This window comes from Thalassobaculum sp. (assembly GCF_965223715.1).
Classification (GTDB): domain Bacteria; phylum Pseudomonadota; class Alphaproteobacteria; order Thalassobaculales; family Thalassobaculaceae; genus Thalassobaculum.
Genome location: NZ_OZ245012.1, coordinates 2677001 through 2693870 on the forward strand (window position 1 = coordinate 2677001; position 16870 = coordinate 2693870).

Genomic DNA, 16870 nt, shown 5'->3' on the forward strand with positions numbered 1-16870 from the left:
GGCCGGTTTAACGTTGGCGGTGGGATTGTATACCGTCGTCGCGCCCGTCGGAGATTCGCTCCCGGGTTCCGCCACCGGAGGGCTGCATGAGTATCCTGCGCCAAATTTTCGTCGTCGGACTGCTGGGCGCCCTGGTCGTCGCAGGCTGGATCTTCGCGGCCCCAATCCTGTCCGAGGAAGGGACCGGCACGCCCGGCGGCAGCGCTGCCAACCGTCCGAACGCGGCGGTGGTGGCCGAGGTGAGCTTCAGCCACGAGCGGATCCGCCTGGAGGCCGTCGGGACCGCCCGCGCGCGCCGCTCCGCAACCCTCTACGCCCCAGCGGCCGGCGAGATCGAGGCCATCAACTTCACCTCCGACCAGCAGGTCACCGAGGGCGACGTGCTGCTGGAACTCGACCGCGAGGCCGAGGAGCTGGCCGTCGAGCTCGCCCGGGTCCGGCGGGCCGACGCCGACCGCATCGTCGGCCGCCTGCGCAGCCTCAGCCGCTCCGGCGCGGTTGCCCAGGCGACCCTGGACGACGCGCTGACCACCCTGGAGGCCGCCCGGATCGAGCTGAGGACGGCCGAGGTCGCGCTGTCCGACCGCTTCGTCGTCGCCCCGTTCTCCGGCCGGATCGGCCTGACCGACCTGGATGTGGGCGACCGCATCACCTCCGACACCCGGATCGCCACCCTGGACGACCGCTCCACCCTGCTGGTCCGTTTCGATGCGCCGGAGGCCCTGCTGGGCCGGATCTCGGTGGGCGACACCGCCTCGGTCGTGCCCTGGACCGGCACCGACATCTCGGCCGAAGGCACGGTCTATGACGTCGACAGCCGCGTGGACGAGGACAATCGCTCCTTCACGGTGCGGGCGCGCATCCCGAACGAGGACGACCGCCTGCGCCCCGGCATGAGCTTCCGGGTCAGCCTGGACATCCGCGGACCGGAGCGCCCCCGGGTGCCCGAGATCGCCATCCAGTGGGGCGGCGACGGGTCGTTCCTCTGGGTCGTCCGCGACCAGGAGGCGATGCGGGTACCGGTGACCATCCTGCAGCGCCAGGAGGCCATGGTGCTGGTGGACGGCGCCGTCGACCGGGGCGATCTCGTCGTGGTCGAGGGGCTGCACCGCATGCGGCCCGGCGCGCCGGTGGAGATCATTCCGGAGGACCAGGCCGCCCCGCAGCCGGTCCCGGCCCAGCTTCAGGGTGCGGGATCATGAGCGACCAGGCGCCGTCGCCGTCCCCCGGCGTCAGCGACCTGCCGGCCCTGAGCGTCCGCCGGCCGCTGCTGGTGCTGGTGATGAACCTGCTGATCGCGATCGCCGGCTTCGCCGCCATCCTGGCGGTGGAGGTCCGCGAGCTGCCGAATGTCGACCGGCCGATCGTCAGCGTGCGCGGCATCCTGCAGGGCGCCTCGCCGGAGACCATGGACCGGGAGGTGACCAGCATCGTCGAGGGCGCGGTCGCCCGGGTGAACGGCGTGCGCCGGATCCGCTCCTCCAGCGAGGAGAACAACTTCCGCATGCGGGTCGAGTTCGATCCCGGCGCCGATCTCGACCTTGCCGCCGCCGATGTGCGCGAGGCGGTCAGCCGGGTACAGAGCGAGCTGCCCGACAACGTGGAACAGCTCGCCGTGGTGAAGGCGGACGCCGACGCCGATCCGGTCCTGCGCCTCTCCGTGCAGGGCGAAGGGCTGAACGACGAGGACCTCGCCCGCATCGTCGAGAACGACATCATCCCGGAGCTGATCTCCGTCGACGGCGTGGCCGACGTGACCCTGTTCGGCGACCGGGAACGCCAGCTGCGCGTGGTGCTCGACCCGCTGCGGCTGAGCTCCTACCAGCTCTCCGCCAGCGACGTCATCGACGTGCTGGAGAACGCCCCCTTCGACATTCCCGCCGGCAGCTTCGGCTCCAAGGACCAGGAACTGATCGTGCGGGCCGACGCCACGGTGGAGCGGGCGAGCGAGGTCGAGGCCATCGTCATCCGCGACAACATCCGGATCGGCGACGTGGCCCAGGTGTTCTTCGGACCCGAGGACGCCGAGAGCTATGTCCGGGTGAACGGCGCGCAGGTGGTCGGTCTCGGCATCGTGCGCCAGGCCCAGTCGAACACCATCGAGATCTCCAAGCGGGTGCACGAGACCGTCGCCGACCTGAACAGCCGCTTCGAGCGGGTGCAGGTCAGCATCACCTCCGACGACGCCGAATTCATCGAAGGCTCGGTGGAGGAGGTGCTCTACACCCTGTTCCTGGCGGTGCTGATCGTCATCGCCACCCTTTGGATCTTCCTCGGTTCTCCCTCGGCCACGCTGATCCCCTGCGTGTCGATCCCGATCGCGCTGATCGGCTCGGTGGCGGCGATCTGGCTGCTCGGCTTCTCCATCAACATCCTCACCCTGCTCGCCCTGGTGCTGGCGACCGGCCTGATCGTCGACGACAGCATCGTGGTGCTGGAGAACATCCAGCGCCGGCGCGGCCAGTCCCTCGGCGCCCGGGCAGCGGCCGTCCTCGGGTCGCGCCAGGTGTTCTTCGCCGTGCTCGCGACCACCGCCACCCTGGTGTCGGTCTTCGTGCCGATCTCCTTCCTGCCGAGCACCGCCGGGCGCCTGTTCCGCGAGTTCGGCTTCGTGCTGGCGATCGCGGTGGTGATCTCGTCCTTCGTCGCCCTCACCCTGGTGCCGGCCCTGGCCGCGCGGCTCGGCCCAGACCGTCCCAGCCGGTACGGCGTGCGCCAGGCCCTGGGCCGGCTCGGTCGCCGGCTGGCGGATGTCTATGCCGCCACCCTGCGCGCCGTCCTGGCGGTCCCGCTGGTCGCCATCGCCGTCGCCCTGACGGTCGCCGCCGGCTCCTGGTTCGCGTTCGAGCGCCTGGACCGGGAACTTCTGCCGAGCGAGGACCGCGGTAACATCTTCATCTTCGGCTCCGGCCCCGACGGCGTGGGTCTGTCCTACAGCGACCGCCAGTCCGACCGCATGGAGGCGGTGCTTCGGCCCTATCTGGACAGCGGCGAGATCGAGTCCCTGTTCACCATCGTCGGCCGCTACGACCTGAACCGGGTGTTCATCTCGGCCCCGCTTGCGCCGTGGCATCTGCGCGAGCGCTCCCAGCAGGAGATCATGGACGAGATCCGGCCGAAGATGAACGCGATCCCCGGCATGCGGATCCGCGTCTACGGCTCCAACAGCCTGGATCTCAGCTCCAACACCGGCGGGCTGGAGGTCGCGCTGATCGGCAACGACTACCTGGATCTCTTCGAGGCCGCCAAGCGCATGACGGCGGAGATCGAGCAGCGGCTGCCCTACCTGTCCGACATCCGCATCTCCTACCAGCCGACCCAGCCCCAGCTCTCCGTGCGGATCGACCGGCGGCGCGCCTCCGACCTCGGCATCCCGCTGGACGATCTGGCCGACACGCTGCGGGTGATGATCGACGGCCTGGATATCGCCGACCTCAATGTCCGCGACGAGTCGATCCCGATCATCCTGGAGGCGCGCGGCGGCGCGATCGATGACCCGAGCGACCTGGTGAACCTGCATGTGCGCACCAGCCGGGGCACCCTGGTGCCGCTCTCCAGCCTGGTCACCCTGACCGAGGAGGGCGTGGCCAATGAGCTCGACCGCCATGTTCAGCGCCGCGCGGTGGAGATCGACGCCGATGTGAGCCCCGGCGTCACGCTGAACCAGGCCGCGATCGACGTGCGGGAGATCGCCCAGGAGATCCTGCCCGAAGAGATCGACATGATCCTGCTGGGCGAGGCCGAGGCGCTGGAGGAGGCCGAGCGTGAGGTGATGATCACCTACGCCATCGCCATCGTCGTCGTCTTCCTGGTCCTGGTCGCCCAGTTCGAGAGCGTGACCAGTGCCGCCATCGTCATGGTCACCGTCCCGTTCGGCATCGCCGCCGCGATCTACGCGCTGATGCTCACCGGCACCTCCATGAACGTCTACAGCCAGATCGGGCTGGTGATGATGATCGGGCTGATGGCGAAGAACGGCATCCTGCTGGTCGAGTTCGCCGACCAGCTCCGCGACCGCGGCTTCTCGGTGCGCGAGGCGGTGGAGCGGTCGGCGGTGGTCCGCCTGCGCCCGATCGTGATGACCATGGTCTCCACCGTCCTGGGCGGCCTGCCGCTGATCCTCAGCCACGGGCCGGGGGCGGAGGCGCGTATGGCGATCGGCTGGGTGGTGTTCGGCGGGCTCGGCCTGGCGGCCGTGTTCACCCTCTACCTGACGCCGGTGGTCTATCTGGCGCTCGCCCGACTGTCCCCCGCCCGGGCCAGCGGGGCCGGCAAGCTGGAGCGGGAGATGGCGCACGCACAGACCGTCCCGGACGTGGCCGAGGGCGATGAGGTGCCCTCCCCCGCGCGGTCCGGTCCCAAGCCGCAGGTGGCCGGCAACGACTGACGCCACCGGCCAGCTCGTGCATGGGCCGAAGGTTTGGTGCTAGACACGAAGCCTCCGTCGTTCAGCCGCACAGCCCGGGGTCCCCATGACGCCATTCGACATCGCCGCCATCCTGGTCAGCCTGGCGGCGGCCTGCGGCGTGCTGAACCATTTCGTGATCCGACTGCCGGCGACCGTCGGCCTTGTGGTCATCGGTCTGGCGGCCTCGCTGATCCTGGTCGGGCTCAATGCGGTCATCCCCGGCTTCAGCATCGACAACGTGGTCCGCCGGCAGATCCTGGAGATCGACTTCGCCGACGCGCTGCTCAAGGGCATGCTCGGATTCCTGCTGTTCGCCGGCGCCCTGCACGTGGATTTCGAATCCCTGCACGAACAGAAATGGGCGGTCGCCCTGATGGCGACCCTGGGCGTGCTGATCTCCACCGCCCTGGTCGCCCTGGGCTTCCACCTGATCGCCGGGGTGCCGATCCTGATCGCCTTCGTCTTCGGGGCGCTGATCTCGCCGACCGACCCTGTGGCGGTGCTCAGCCTGCTGAAGTCGATCAAGGTGCCCAAGGCGCTGGAAACCAAGATCGCCGGCGAGAGCCTGTTCAACGACGGTGTGGCCTATGTGGTGTTCCTGATCGCCACCGCCGTGGCGTTCCGGGAGGCGACGGACAGTCCGATCACCGCCCTGGAGATGGCCGAGCTCTTCGTGCTGGAGGCCGGCGGCGGGGCCGTGCTGGGCGGGGCGGCCGGGTGGCTCGTCTACCGGATCATGCGGCGGATGGACGACTACGCCCTGGAGGTGCTGCTGACCCTCGCCCTGGTGATGGGCACCTACTCGCTCGCCCACGCCCTGCACATGAGCGGCCCGATCGCCGTGGTGGTCGCCGGCCTGCTGATCGGCCATAGCGGCGTGCGCTACGGCATGAGCGCCACCACCCGGGAGCATGTGGACTCGTTCTGGCGGCTAATCGACGAGATCCTGAACGCGGTGCTGTTCCTGCTGATCGGCCTGGAGGTCCTGACCGTCGCGTTCGACACCAGCTACCTGCTCTACGGCCTGGCGTCGATCCCGCTGGTGCTGGTCGCCCGGGCCATCGCGGTCGGCGTGCCGATCACGGTCCTCAGGCTGGGCCGGGAGTTCACCCCGGGCGTGGTGCCGATCATGACCTGGGGCGGACTGCGGGGCGCGATCTCCGTCGCCCTGGTCCTGTCCCTGCCCGACCATCCGGAAAAGCCGCTGCTGCTCACCGTCACCTATGTGGTGGTGATCTTCTCGATCGTGGTTCAGGGCCTGACGACTGGTCGGGTGGTGCGCCACTACATGCGCAAGGCAGGTGCCGACTAACCCAGGAGCGCCGAACTCTCGGTGATCACCGCCCCGACCTCGGCCATGCCGGCCATCGCCGCGTCAAGCGAGCCGGCGAGGTCGATCGCCCGGCAGGCATCGGTGAGGATCACCGCCTCGAACCCGGCCGTGCGGGCGTCGAGCACGGACCAGGCGACGCAGAAATCGGTGGCCAGCCCGGCGAAGAACAGCCGCTCGATTCCCCGCTCCCTCAGATAGCCGGCAAGACCGGTGGGCGTGGTCTGGTCGTTCTCCAGGAACGCCGAATAGCTGTCGATGTCGCGCCGGTAGCCCTTGCGGATGATCATCTCCGCCCGGTCGAGGGCCAGGTCCTTGTGCAACTCCGCGCCCGGCGTGCCCTGGACGCAGTGGTCCGGCCACAGGGTCTGGGTGCCGTAGGGCATCTCAACAGTGGTGAACGGTTCACGCCCGGGATGTTGCGAGGCGAAGGAGCTGTGACCGGCCGGGTGCCAGTCCTGGGTGGCGACCACATGGGTGAACCGCTCGGCCAGCCGGTTGGCGATCGGCACCAGCAGATCGCCCTCGGCCACCGCGAGCGCACCGCCGGGCATGAAGTCGTATTGCAGGTCGATCAGGACGAGACAGTCGGTCTCGCGCAGCGGCATCACGGCCATGGGCACCTCCGATGGGTTGCTCGAAGGGTAGCGTGCGCGACGCCGACCCGTCGATGCATCACTCCGCGCGGAAGGCGCCTTTCGTGCGGTTGGCGAAGGCGACCAGCGACAGCATCACCGGCACCTCCACCAGCACGCCCACGACCGTGGCAAGGGCGGCTCCGGACTCCAACCCGAACAGGCTGATCGCCACCGCGACCGCCAGCTCGAAGAAGTTGGAGGTGCCGATCAGCGCGCAGGGAGCGGCGATGGAGAACGGCACCCGCCAGACCCAGGCCGCCGCGTAGGCGACGGCGAAGATGCCGTAGGACTGCAGCAGCAGCGGGACGGCGATCATGGCGATCACCAGCGGGCGCTCCAGGATCACCTGACCCTGGAAGCCGAACAGCAGCACCACCGTGGCCAGCAGCCCGAGGATGGAGACCGGCTTGATCGCCCCGGTGAACCGGGCGACCGCCGCCTCGCCGCCGCCATGGGTCGTCAGGCGCCAGCGGGTCAGGGCTCCGGCGGCCAGCGGAATGACCACGTACAGGCCGACCGACAGCAGCAGGGTCTCCCACGGCACGGCAATGTCGGTGACGCCGAGCAGCAGGGCGACGATCGGGGCGAAGGCGAAGACCATGATCACGTCGTTCACCGACACCTGGACCAGGGTGTAGTTCGGATCGCCCTTGGTGAGCTGCGACCAGACGAACACCATGGCCGTGCAGGGCGCGGCCCCGAGCAGGATCAGTCCGGCGATGTATTGCTGGGCATCCTCCGGCGAGATCAGGTCGGCGAACACGACCTCGAAGAACAGCACGCCGAGCCCGGCCATTGTGAAGGGCTTGATCAGCCAGTTGACCAGGATGGTGATCGCCAGCCCCTTGGGCTTGTCGGCGACGTGGCCGAGGCTGGCGAAATCGATATTCACCATCATCGGGTAGACCATCGCCCAGATCAGGACGGCGACGATCAGGTTGACCCGGGCGACCTCGACCGCCGCCAGGGCCTCGAAGACCCCCGGGACGGTGGAGCCGAGGGCGACGCCCGCTGCGATGCACAGGGCTACCCAGACGGACAGCCATTTCTCGAAGAACCCGATTCCGGCCGGCGGGGCCGGCTGGGCAATATCCTGCGTCATAGTCAATCCGTCGGTCAGGGAAGGTTATGCGGCGCTGGAGGGGGTGCGCCCCAGTTCGGCGAGCCGCCGCTTCAGCGCCAGGTTGTCGATCGCGTTCAGCGGCAGGTTGACGAAGATCGAAATCCGGTTGTTCAGCATCCGGTAGGCTTCGGAGAAGGCCAGACGACGCTCGGCCTCCGTGCCGGTGGCGGCCGCCGGGTCCGGGACGCCCCAATGGGCGGTCATCGGCTGACCCGGCCATACCGGGCAGGTCTCGGCCGCGGCATCGTCGCAGACGGTGAAGACGAAGTGCATCTCGGGCGCGCCCGGGGCGGCGAACTCGTCCCAGCTCTTGGAGCGCAGGCCATCGACCGGATGGTTCTGCCGCGTCAGCAGGTCCAGGGCGAAGGGATGCACCTCGCCCTTGGGGTGGCTCCCGGCGCTGAACGCCCGGAACCGTCCCATCCCTTCGCGCTGCAGAATGGCCTCGGCCAGAATGCTGCGCGCGGAATTGCCCGTGCACAGGAACAGCACGTTGTAGATCTTGTCGTCAGCCATGACCCCCGCCTCAGATCAGCCCGGGTCACTCGGCAGCGGTGTCCCCGGTCAGTTTTCCTTCGGTCACCGGTGCCATGACGCGCCCCGTGCCGGATCGCCCGGCCACGTGAAGCCCGCACAGCTCCGGATGACCGGCGCAGCACTCCTCGGTCAGGAACGCGAGCAGCTGCTGCACGCCCTCGGTCTCGACGGCATAGAAGATGTTCCGCCGGACCCGCCAGGACCGCAGTAACCCTGCCCTCTCCATCTGGGCGACATGGAAGGAGACGTTCGACGGGGCGAGTCCGGCGGCGGCTGCGATGTCCCCCGCTGACATGCCCGACGGCCCGGCCCGCATGAGCGACCGGAAGATCGTCAGCCTGTTCTCATGCGCCAGTGCGGCGAAGGCACCTATCGCCTGTTCCTCGACCATTCTCATTTTTCAAATATCATTGAATTGTTGCACATGAATGACACAAAATAAAAGAGGTTATTAAGAGTCAGCGACGGTGGCCAGCTCATCGGTCGTCCTCGTCGATCTCGGACGAGGCCAGCACCAGCAGGGTGAGATCGTCGCTCTGACGGATCACGTCCTGCAGATCGTCCCAGGGAGTCTCGATCCGGCAGCGATACTCGTCGCCGATCCGCTCCTGCACGACGATCTCGAACCAGCCGTTCGTCTTGGCCAGCTTCACCCGATACTGCTGCTCGATGAGCAGTGTCGCAGGCGTGGCCAGACGCAATCCGTTCACCGAGAGATTGATCACCCGGGCGGCGGTATCGAGATCCTGGTTTCCGATGGTGGCGACCGTCGCCAACGTGTCCGTGGTCCGACGTTCGAAATTCCGGCGTTCCTTGCTCATCGCAGATCCATTGCACCAGCGTGACAGTTCAGGTCACCGACCGGGACGGGCGCGCCCGCCGCGCGGTCGGCATCACTACGAGATGCGGCTGCTATTCCGGCGAAGTCGATCCGCCAAGTCCAAGACCTCATGATATGTATGGACAATCTGATCGACCAGCCTTTTCATCTCCGCCTGGCTCAGCGCCGTCCCCGAGGCGAGCTTCTGCTCCGCCGTCCGGGCCGTCTCCGCCAGGATCTGGGCCCCGAAATTGAGGCTCATCCCCCTCAGGGCGTGGGCCTGAGCAGCCATGCCGGCCAGATCACCCTTTTCCCACATCGACGTCAATGTCGGCCGCGCCGTCTCCAGACTGTCGGCGAACTTGTCGAGCATCGACGCCACCGTCTCCAGATCGAGCGCCTCGATGAGCGACTCGATGCGTCCTGGCACGATCGAGGCGGTGGAGGGCGCCGTCGGCTCGCTGCTCCCGGGGGACACGCCGCCGGCCGTGAGCTCTCCGAGCAGAGCCTCCAGTGCTTCGAAATCGATCGGCTTGGCGAGATACCCGTCGAAGCCGATCGACAGAAACCGCTCGCGATGGGTCTCTCCGGCATGGGCCGTCAGCGCGACCATCGCCGGTTTCGCCCCATGGTCCGCGCGGATCCGGCGCGCGGCCTCCTCGCCGTCCATCTCCGGCATCTCGATATCCATCAGGATAACGTCGAAGGTCTCGCGCCGCACGGCGTCGACCGCCTCGACCCCATTCTCGGCCAGGGACACCGTATGGCCGAGCCGCGTCAGGGCGGTCTGCATCAGGATGCGGTTGATGTTGTTGTCCTCAGCCACCAGCAGCCGAAGCGGATGATCCGTCATGCGAGTCTCCTCGGCCTGCGCGCCGGCTGGCTGACAGGTCTCGTTGCCGGCCAGGGCCGACATCAGGTCGAGCGGCTGGATCGGCTTGCGCAGGAGCCGGTCGACCAGGTCGGTGCCGTCGCGCCCTTCGCTTAAGCCGATATCGGCCGATGTGGCCAGGATCAGCCGGATCCCGGCCAGGCTCGGATCGCCACGCACATCCCGTGCCAGGTCCAGACCGGAGCACCCCGGCATCCGGTGGTCGAGAATGGCCATGTCGAACGGCCGGCCCTCCCCCGCCGCCTCCCGAAGCAGAGAGACAGCCTGGAGGGGATCGTTCAGCCCGACGCCTTCCATGCCCCACAACGCCACCTGGCGGCGGAAAATCTCGACGTTCACGGCCGTGTCGTCGACGATCAGACAGCGCCTGCCGCGCAGCCGGGCGATCCGGTCGGCGGTCGGGGTCTGGTCCGCGGCCGAGTCGAGCGGCAGGTCGAGACGGAACCGGCTACCCGACCCAGTCGCCGACTCCGCCGTGATCGTCCCGCCCATGAGCTGGGCCAGCCGCTGGCTGATCGCCAGCCCGAGACCGGTCCCGCCGAAGCGGCGCGAGATGCTTTCGTCGGCCTGGGTGAATTCCTCGAACAGAGAGTGCAGACGCTCCGCCGGTATGCCCACACCGGTGTCGCAGACCTCGAACCGTACGGTGGCGCCGGAGCCGGCGGTGACGCTCAGGGTCACGGACCCGGTTTCGGTGAATTTCACCGCGTTGCCGACCAGGTTCATCAGGATCTGCCGCACCCGGCTCGGATCGCCCAGGCGGCGCATCGGGAGGGCGGTGTCGATATAGCAGACCACCTCCAACCCCTTGGCCGCCGCCTGCGGATAGAACAGATCGGTCACGCCGGCGACGAGATCGTTCAGCTCGAACGGCGCACGCTCCAGTTCCAGCTTGTCGAACTCGATCTTCGAGAAATCCAGGATGTCGTTGAGGATGACGAGCAGGTTGTCGGCCGACTGCTTGGCCAGGGTCACCATCGAGCGCTGCTCGGCGCCGAGCTCGGATTTCAGGACGAGCCCCAGCATGCCGATCAGCCCGTTCATCGGCGTGCGGATCTCGTGGCTCATCATCGCCAGGAAGCGCGACTTGCCCTCGTTCGCCTGCTCGGCCGCCTCCTTGGCCCGGGTGACCTCGGTGACGTCGCTGAGCGACATCATCACCCTGTCCGACGCGCTGGAGAGCCCGACCTGGTAGATCGGGGCGTCATCCGACGCGACGGCGCCGCCGTGGATCCGCAGGCGCTCGGTCTCGCCCGTTGTCAGCACCCGCTTGCAGGCGTCGGAGACCTGGTCGCTGACGACGGGCGAGGCATCGCTCAGCGGCCGGCCGTCCAGCGGCTCGGCGGTTCCGAAGATCTCCTGCACCCGCCGGTTCGCCACCGCGATGACGAAGCCGGTCGCCTGCCCCGCCTCGTCCAGGGTCGGGCGCAGCAGCAGAAGCCCCTCGGTACTGGTCTCCATCAGCGCGTCGAAGGCGTCGCTCTTGTTGTCGGCCGGGGTGTTGTAGCAGACCAGCACGGCGCTGCCGTCGTGATCCACCGGCAGGATCAGGCGCTCCCACAGCAGCACGCCACGGGCGTGGCTCGCCCGGTGCAGGGTGTACAGCGGCTGCCGGCTGGCCAGGGTCTGGAGGTACTTCTCCTCGAAGAACCGGCCGACATCGCTGTCGAAATCGACGGTGGACCGTCCCGTCATGTCGAACCCGGACGCCCGGGCGATGCTCACCCCGTAGTGCCGGTACCGGTACCCCGCCTCCTCCGGGACCAGGACCATCAGGTTCGAGGTCAGCAGCGGACGCTTCTCGGGATCGAAGGAGCCGAAGGGGGGCAGCCGGTCGGCCGTCGCCAGATCGCTCCACTCGCGGTACAGACCTCGGATCGTCCGGTTCTCGACAAGGCGATCTATGGCGTCCCGGATCTCGGTATGAAAGACCAACGCGATACTCCCATCGCCCCCGGAGTACCCTAGTCTCAGATCGGAGTTCGCGAAAGCGGGACCGCTAGCGGACGTCGCACAGGGCCATGACCACCGTTTCCTGGTCCCGCAGCCGGTCGGCGACATCGGGCAAGGTGGCCGGGGTGAAGGTCGGAACGGCGCCGCGGGCGGAGGGGGTCGCCCCGGCCCGCGCCAGCATCTCGTGGATCGAGGACGGGTGGGCGGTGAACGAGCGTCCTCGGCGGATCGATCCGGCCACATGCACGCCGATGAGGCGGCCCTGGCTGTCGAAGACCGGGCCGCCGCTGAGGCCGGACAGCGGTCGGGAATCGTCCGGATAGCGCTCCAGCTCCGCCCAGGCGATGACCGGCTCGCGGGTGCTGTAGCGGCCATGGGCGCTCATGACGCTGAGCCCGAGCATCCGCGAGCGCATCTCACCCGGCTCGCCGCGGGGAAAACCCACGTGATAGGCGATGTCGCCGCGCTCCGGCGGCGCGTCGGCGACGCGGACCGGCGGCCCGGACCGGTCGAGCCGCATGACCGCCACGTCGGCGCTGTCATGCACGGAGAAGGAGCGCGCCCGGATGCCGCGGCGGGGGGCCTCCCGGATGCCGACCACGTCGCAGCCATCGACCACGTGCCGGGCCGTCATCCAGAGGCCCGAGCCGATGGCGAAAGCGGTGCCGCTGCCATCGCCCTTGGCGCCGATCTCGACCGAGAACTCCGGCAGTCCGACCAGATCCTCCGGCGGCAGGGTCGGCACGGGGCGACGCACGGAAGTGTCCCCGCCCGATCGGGGCGGTTCCGGCGGATCCTCCAGGAACGAGGAGATCGTCGAGATCAGCATCACCAGGAGGAACCCGATGAGCCCGATCCGGTTGTTGCCCAGGCGCATGGCTCAGCCCGAGACGGCGGCCGCATTGACGACGGCCACGGACAGCTTCACCGCCGCGACCAGGATCGCCGGCCCGATCTGATCGGCCTCGATCCGGTGCCACAGCCCGCCGAGGACCGCCTCGACCAGCCGGACCACGGCCAATTGCAGCGCCAGCGCCACCACGCCCCAGACGACGATGTCGAGGACGCTGACGCTCACCGCCATGCAGAAGGCGAGCGGGATCGCCATGCCCAGAAGGGCGCCGGAATAGGAGACCGCCGCCGCGACGTTGCCCGCCTTGATCAGGTCGACCTCGCGGATCGGCGTGATCTTCTCGTACAGCCAGGCACCGACCGCCAGCATGGCCAGCGTCACGGACAGATGCAGGATGAGATAGGGCAGTCCGGACAGCAGGGAATCGATCACGGCTTGCATGCGGGAACCTCGGGTCGAAGGACGGCTATCGGACCGTCAGATATAGGGCGCCGATGCCGATCGTGGCGCCGAACACCGCGATGGCCACCGCGGCGCGCAGCATCGGCGGGCTCGATTTCGGGTGGCGGGCCTGCTCGTAGGAAGCCTCGATCTCCAGCCGCTCCATCATCTGAATGATCGCATCGACCGCCTGCTGATGGGCGGGAGACAGGGGTGCGAACTGCACGCCGACCGTCTGTCCGTCGGGATCGAGCCGCACGATCCGGCCGCGCACCACGACGCGGATATCCGCGCCGCCCGCCTTGCAGACCAGCAGGCCGTGGATGTCGTCCCCGACCTGCCAGCTTCCCGGCGGCGTCTGCATGCGCAACCCGCCGCTCGAAATGTCCAGGACCAGGCAGCGCTGCCGGTCGACGTTGATGGCGGTGCGGTGGGCGACGTAGCGGTCCTGCCTGCGCTGGTCCGCTCCGACCGCGATACCCGCGAACAGGCCCTCACCGGACATGGCGCCAGAGTCGCCCAGGGACATTGCAAGCCGCCGTTCGGTTGTCGTCGGTGGAGCCTAGCATTACCGACAGGCGACCGGTATCGCCTATGCGTCCAGCCGCGCCTCCGCCCGGCCGTCGGTGATCGCCGCCACCACGGCGTCGGTGATCGCCCGAGTGCCCGACGAACCGCCATACTCGGTCGGCACCAGTCCGTTGTCCTGGAACGCGACCTCCACCGCCTTGTCGAGGATTCGCCCGGCCCGGGCACAATCGGCCACACCATGGATGTCGGCCAGCCATTCCAGCATCATCACAGCCGAGAGCAGGGTCGCCGTCGGATTGGCCAGGCCCTGGCCGACGATGTCCGGCGCGCTGCCGTGGCAGGGCTGGAACACCGCGTGGCGCGGGCCGATATCGGCCGAGGGCGCCATGCCCATGCCGCCCATCAGCCCGGCGCCGAGATCGGACAGGATGTCGCCGAACATGTTCTCGGTGACCAGGACGTCGAACTGCCAGGGCCGGCGAACCATGTTCAGCGCGCAGGCATCCACATACATGTGGTCCGGCTCGGTCACCCCATGGCGGGCGGCGACCTCGTCGAAGATCTGGCGGAAGAAGTAGAAGCCGCCGATCACGTTGGCCTTGTCGATGCAGGTCACCTTGCCGGAATGGCCGCGCTCCCTGCGCTTCGCACCCAGGTTGAAGGCGAACTCGAACAGCCGCTCGGAGCCCGCCCGGGTGATGGTCTGGGTGTCGTGGGCGGCGGTCGGCCGGTCGGCGGGGCCGTCGAAGACGGTCTTGCCGCGCCCGGCAAACAGCCCCTCGGTGCTCTCGCGGATCAGCACGAAATCCAGGTTCTGCGCGCGCGGATCGCCCAGCGGCACCGGCGCGCCCGGCAGGGTGCGGACCGGCCGCACGCCGGCGAACAGCTCGAAGGTCTCGCGCATATCGAGCTGCGGGGCGATCTCGCGGCCGTCGGGATAGCGGATCTCCGGCATGCCCATCGCCCCCAGCAGGATCGCGTCGGCCTTGTCGGCCCGGGCCATCGCCTCCTCGGGAAGGGCGGTGCCGGTCTCCTTGTAATGGGCCGCCCCCGCCGCCTCCGAACGGAACCGAAGGTCGAAGCCGCCAATCCGGTCGCGCAGGGTCTCCAGGATCGCCACGGTCGGGTCGATCACCTCCGGGCCGATCCCGTCACCGGGAAAGACGGAGATCTCGAAGGCGGTATTGGCACTCATGACGGGCTTCCTCCCAAACGCTTTCAGTGGCCTTTGCGGCTTGCGGCGCATGGTTGCGCGCCAGGGGGGACGCCGACAAGCGCCTTTAACCGATAAGCCCTTCGTAGAGCAGGCGCAGGGCGAGCACGGTCAACAGGATCCGGAAGGCGGTGCGGAAGCGGGCCTCGGGCATGCGGTTGACGATCTGACGGCCGACGACGGTGCCGAGAAAGCCGCTGACGATCATCAGCCCGATCAGCGGCAGCCACGGGAGATAGGCGAAGCCGAGTGCCGCGAAGGCGGTCACCTTCAGGGCGTGCTTCAGGGTCATGCAGGCGGCGAAGGTGCCAATTGTGGCATGCCGGTCGCCGAGCCGCTCCGGCGACAGGAAGGGGGCGAGGAACGGGCCCGTCGCCCCGGCGAACATGGTGATGAAGGCAGTGACGGCCCCGATCGCGACGAAGCCCCGGTCCGGCACCTTGTAGCGGCCGAGCGACGGCATCCAGGTGGTCACCAGCACGAAGCCGCCGACGACGATCAGCAGCACCTCGCGCGGCAGGCGGATCGCGACCTGGGCGCCGATCGTCACCCCGACCGCCGCACCGAGCAGGAACCAGAGCACGATGGAGCGGCGGATGAAGCGGTGGAACAGCAGCACCCGCCCGCTGTTCGAGCCGAGCTGCACCATGCCATGGACCGGGATCAGGGCGGCCGGCGGCACCACGCTGGCCATGGCGGCGACCATGAGGATCCCGCCGCCGAGCCCGAGGGCCGCCGTCATCAGCGAGGTGACGAAGCTGAGCGCGATCAGCGAGAGCGCCGCGAGCTCGCTGAGCGGCTCAGGGATGATCAGGGCGAGGAGAGCGTCCACTGGGCGGTGCCAGGCGTCAGCTCAGTCCCGCCGCGGTCTTCATCTCGTCCAGATAGGCGTCGCATTTCGGCAGGTTGCCCAGCACCTGGGGGCGGGCGGTCTGCGGGTCGTTCTGGATGATCGTCGTGACCTCGATGGTGCGCATCACGACGTCGCGCTGGAACGACGCCTCGTATTCGCTTCGCGTGCGGCTACGCTTCGCCAGCGTGTCGAAGACCTTCAGGTAGGTCTGCCGCTTCGCCTCGTTGTCGTCGATCGGCAGCTCCAACTCGGCCATGGCCGCCTGGTAGAAGGCGACGCAGGACGCCGCGATGCCCATGAGCTGGCGCTCACGCTCGCTCAGCGGGTCCGCACCCTGGCTCTGAGATTGGGCCTGGGCTGCCCCGGTCCATAGGGGTGTCGCGCAGGTAATTGCTGCGACAACCGTCAGCAAGCAGAACAGCCGCACCATGGTCTTGCTCATTTGAGTTCTTTCCCACGACCTTTACGCCGCGCAATAAACACGCATATCCCTGCGTTAACAACAGCCGCTCTCGCCGGCCCACAAGAGGAGTATTCATGACCGACGCCGCAGTCGCCGCCGCCCAGGAGGCCGTTCGGTCGCTCAAGCAGCGTATCCAGTCCCTCGACGACAACGGGCTCGATCTGATCTTCCGCGAGGCCCGGACCTTCAACGGCTGGCAGGACCGCGACGTGCCCGACTCGCTCCTGCACACGCTGTTCGACCTGGCGAAGATGGGGCCGACCGCCGCGAACGGCTCGCCGATGCGGGTGGTCTTCGTGAAGAGTGCCGCCGGCAAGGAGCGGCTGAAGCCGGCGCTGTCCGGCGGCAACGTGGACAAGACCATGGCGGCCCCGGTCTGCGCGATCGTCGGATATGATCCGGCCTTCTGGGAGAAGTTCCCGTTCCTGTTCCCGCACCGCGACATGTCCGGCGCCTTCAAGGACAATCCGCAGGCGGCCGAAACCGGCGGCTTCCGTAACGGCTCGCTCCAGGGCGCCTATCTGATGATCGCCGCCCGGGCGTTGGGCCTCGACTGCGGGCCGATGTCCGGCTTCGACCAGGGCAAGGTGGATGCGGAGTTCTTCGCCGGCACCACAATCAAGTCCAATTTCCTGTGCAACCTCGGATACGGGACCCCGGAGAGCGTCTTCCAGCGCCTGCCGCGCTTTGACTTCGAGGATGTTTGCAGCATCGTATGATCGCGCGCCACGGGGCGCGCCAATCCGGGCGGGGATCCGATGCCGCCGACAGGCGTTGGACATGCAGCAGTGAAAGACGGCCCGCCCGGCGGGTGA

Annotated in this window: 16 protein-coding genes; 4 read left to right on the forward strand and 12 right to left on the reverse strand. The window is 68.3% G+C overall.

The window, feature by feature from the left end:
* Window positions 1-86 precede the first annotated feature (86 nt).
* The 3 genes from ACOQOP_RS12295 (at window position 87) to ACOQOP_RS12305 (ending at window position 5720) form a co-directional block, all read left to right on the forward strand.
* On the forward strand, window positions 87-1202 hold the full coding sequence (locus ACOQOP_RS12295) for an efflux RND transporter periplasmic adaptor subunit (protein WP_420562101.1): 1116 nt from the start codon (window positions 87-89) through the stop codon (window positions 1200-1202).
* Window positions 1199-4387: an efflux RND transporter permease subunit gene (locus ACOQOP_RS12300; RefSeq protein WP_420562102.1), complete on the forward strand. Its 3189-nt coding sequence runs from the start codon at window positions 1199-1201 to the stop codon at window positions 4385-4387. The genes ACOQOP_RS12295 and ACOQOP_RS12300 overlap by 4 nt, the downstream gene beginning before the upstream one ends.
* Window positions 4388-4472: 85 nt before the next feature.
* Complete coding sequence (locus ACOQOP_RS12305) at window positions 4473-5720, forward strand: cation:proton antiporter (RefSeq protein WP_420562103.1); 1248 nt, start codon at window positions 4473-4475, stop codon at window positions 5718-5720.
* Here ACOQOP_RS12305 and pncA read toward each other — a convergent pair.
* From pncA to ACOQOP_RS12365, 12 genes are all read right to left on the reverse strand, one after another.
* A complete protein-coding gene (gene pncA, locus ACOQOP_RS12310; protein WP_420562104.1) occupies window positions 5717-6355 on the reverse strand; it encodes a bifunctional nicotinamidase/pyrazinamidase in 639 nt (212 codons plus the stop codon). The genes ACOQOP_RS12305 and pncA overlap by 4 nt on opposite strands.
* A 58-nt stretch (window positions 6356-6413) precedes the next feature.
* Window positions 6414-7478, reverse strand: a complete 1065-nt coding sequence (gene arsB, locus ACOQOP_RS12315) for an ACR3 family arsenite efflux transporter (RefSeq protein WP_420562105.1) — start codon at window positions 7476-7478, stop codon at window positions 6414-6416.
* A 24-nt stretch (window positions 7479-7502) separates the two neighbouring features.
* The gene (locus ACOQOP_RS12320) at window positions 7503-8015 is read right to left on the reverse strand and encodes an arsenate reductase ArsC (RefSeq protein WP_420562106.1); all 513 of its coding nucleotides are present in this window, start codon (window positions 8013-8015) and stop codon (window positions 7503-7505) included.
* 25 nt (window positions 8016-8040) lie between these two features.
* Window positions 8041-8427: an ArsR/SmtB family transcription factor gene (locus ACOQOP_RS12325; protein ID WP_420562107.1), complete on the reverse strand. Its 387-nt coding sequence runs from the start codon at window positions 8425-8427 to the stop codon at window positions 8041-8043.
* A gap of 85 nt (window positions 8428-8512) precedes the next feature.
* The gene (locus tag ACOQOP_RS12330) at window positions 8513-8857 is read right to left on the reverse strand and encodes a PilZ domain-containing protein (protein WP_420562108.1); all 345 of its coding nucleotides are present in this window, start codon (window positions 8855-8857) and stop codon (window positions 8513-8515) included.
* A gap of 75 nt (window positions 8858-8932) precedes the next feature.
* The gene (locus ACOQOP_RS12335) at window positions 8933-11683 is read right to left on the reverse strand and encodes a response regulator (RefSeq protein ID WP_420562109.1); all 2751 of its coding nucleotides are present in this window, start codon (window positions 11681-11683) and stop codon (window positions 8933-8935) included.
* Window positions 11684-11747: 64 nt separating this feature from the next.
* Entirely contained in the window at window positions 11748-12578 is an 831-nt protein-coding gene (locus ACOQOP_RS12340) for a S1 family peptidase (RefSeq protein WP_420562110.1), read from the reverse strand.
* Window positions 12579-12581: 3 nt separating this feature from the next.
* Complete coding sequence (locus tag ACOQOP_RS12345; RefSeq protein ID WP_420562111.1) at window positions 12582-12995, reverse strand: DUF350 domain-containing protein; 414 nt, start codon at window positions 12993-12995, stop codon at window positions 12582-12584.
* A 25-nt stretch (window positions 12996-13020) separates the two neighbouring features.
* Window positions 13021-13524: a PilZ domain-containing protein gene (locus ACOQOP_RS12350; protein WP_420562112.1), complete on the reverse strand. Its 504-nt coding sequence runs from the start codon at window positions 13522-13524 to the stop codon at window positions 13021-13023.
* Between the two features lie 63 nt (window positions 13525-13587).
* Window positions 13588-14721, reverse strand: a complete 1134-nt coding sequence (locus ACOQOP_RS12355; RefSeq protein ID WP_420562113.1) for an isocitrate/isopropylmalate dehydrogenase family protein — start codon at window positions 14719-14721, stop codon at window positions 13588-13590.
* 85 nt (window positions 14722-14806) lie between these two features.
* On the reverse strand, window positions 14807-15571 hold the full coding sequence (locus tag ACOQOP_RS12360) for a sulfite exporter TauE/SafE family protein (protein WP_420562114.1): 765 nt from the start codon (window positions 15569-15571) through the stop codon (window positions 14807-14809).
* A gap of 16 nt (window positions 15572-15587) precedes the next feature.
* Window positions 15588-16034, reverse strand: a complete 447-nt coding sequence (locus ACOQOP_RS12365) for a hypothetical protein (RefSeq protein WP_420562115.1) — start codon at window positions 16032-16034, stop codon at window positions 15588-15590.
* A 95-nt stretch (window positions 16035-16129) separates the two neighbouring features.
* Here ACOQOP_RS12365 and ACOQOP_RS12370 point away from each other — a divergent pair, with 95 nt between their 5' ends.
* On the forward strand, window positions 16130-16774 hold the full coding sequence (locus ACOQOP_RS12370; protein ID WP_420562116.1) for a malonic semialdehyde reductase: 645 nt from the start codon (window positions 16130-16132) through the stop codon (window positions 16772-16774).
* Window positions 16775-16870: the final 96 nt, after the last annotated feature.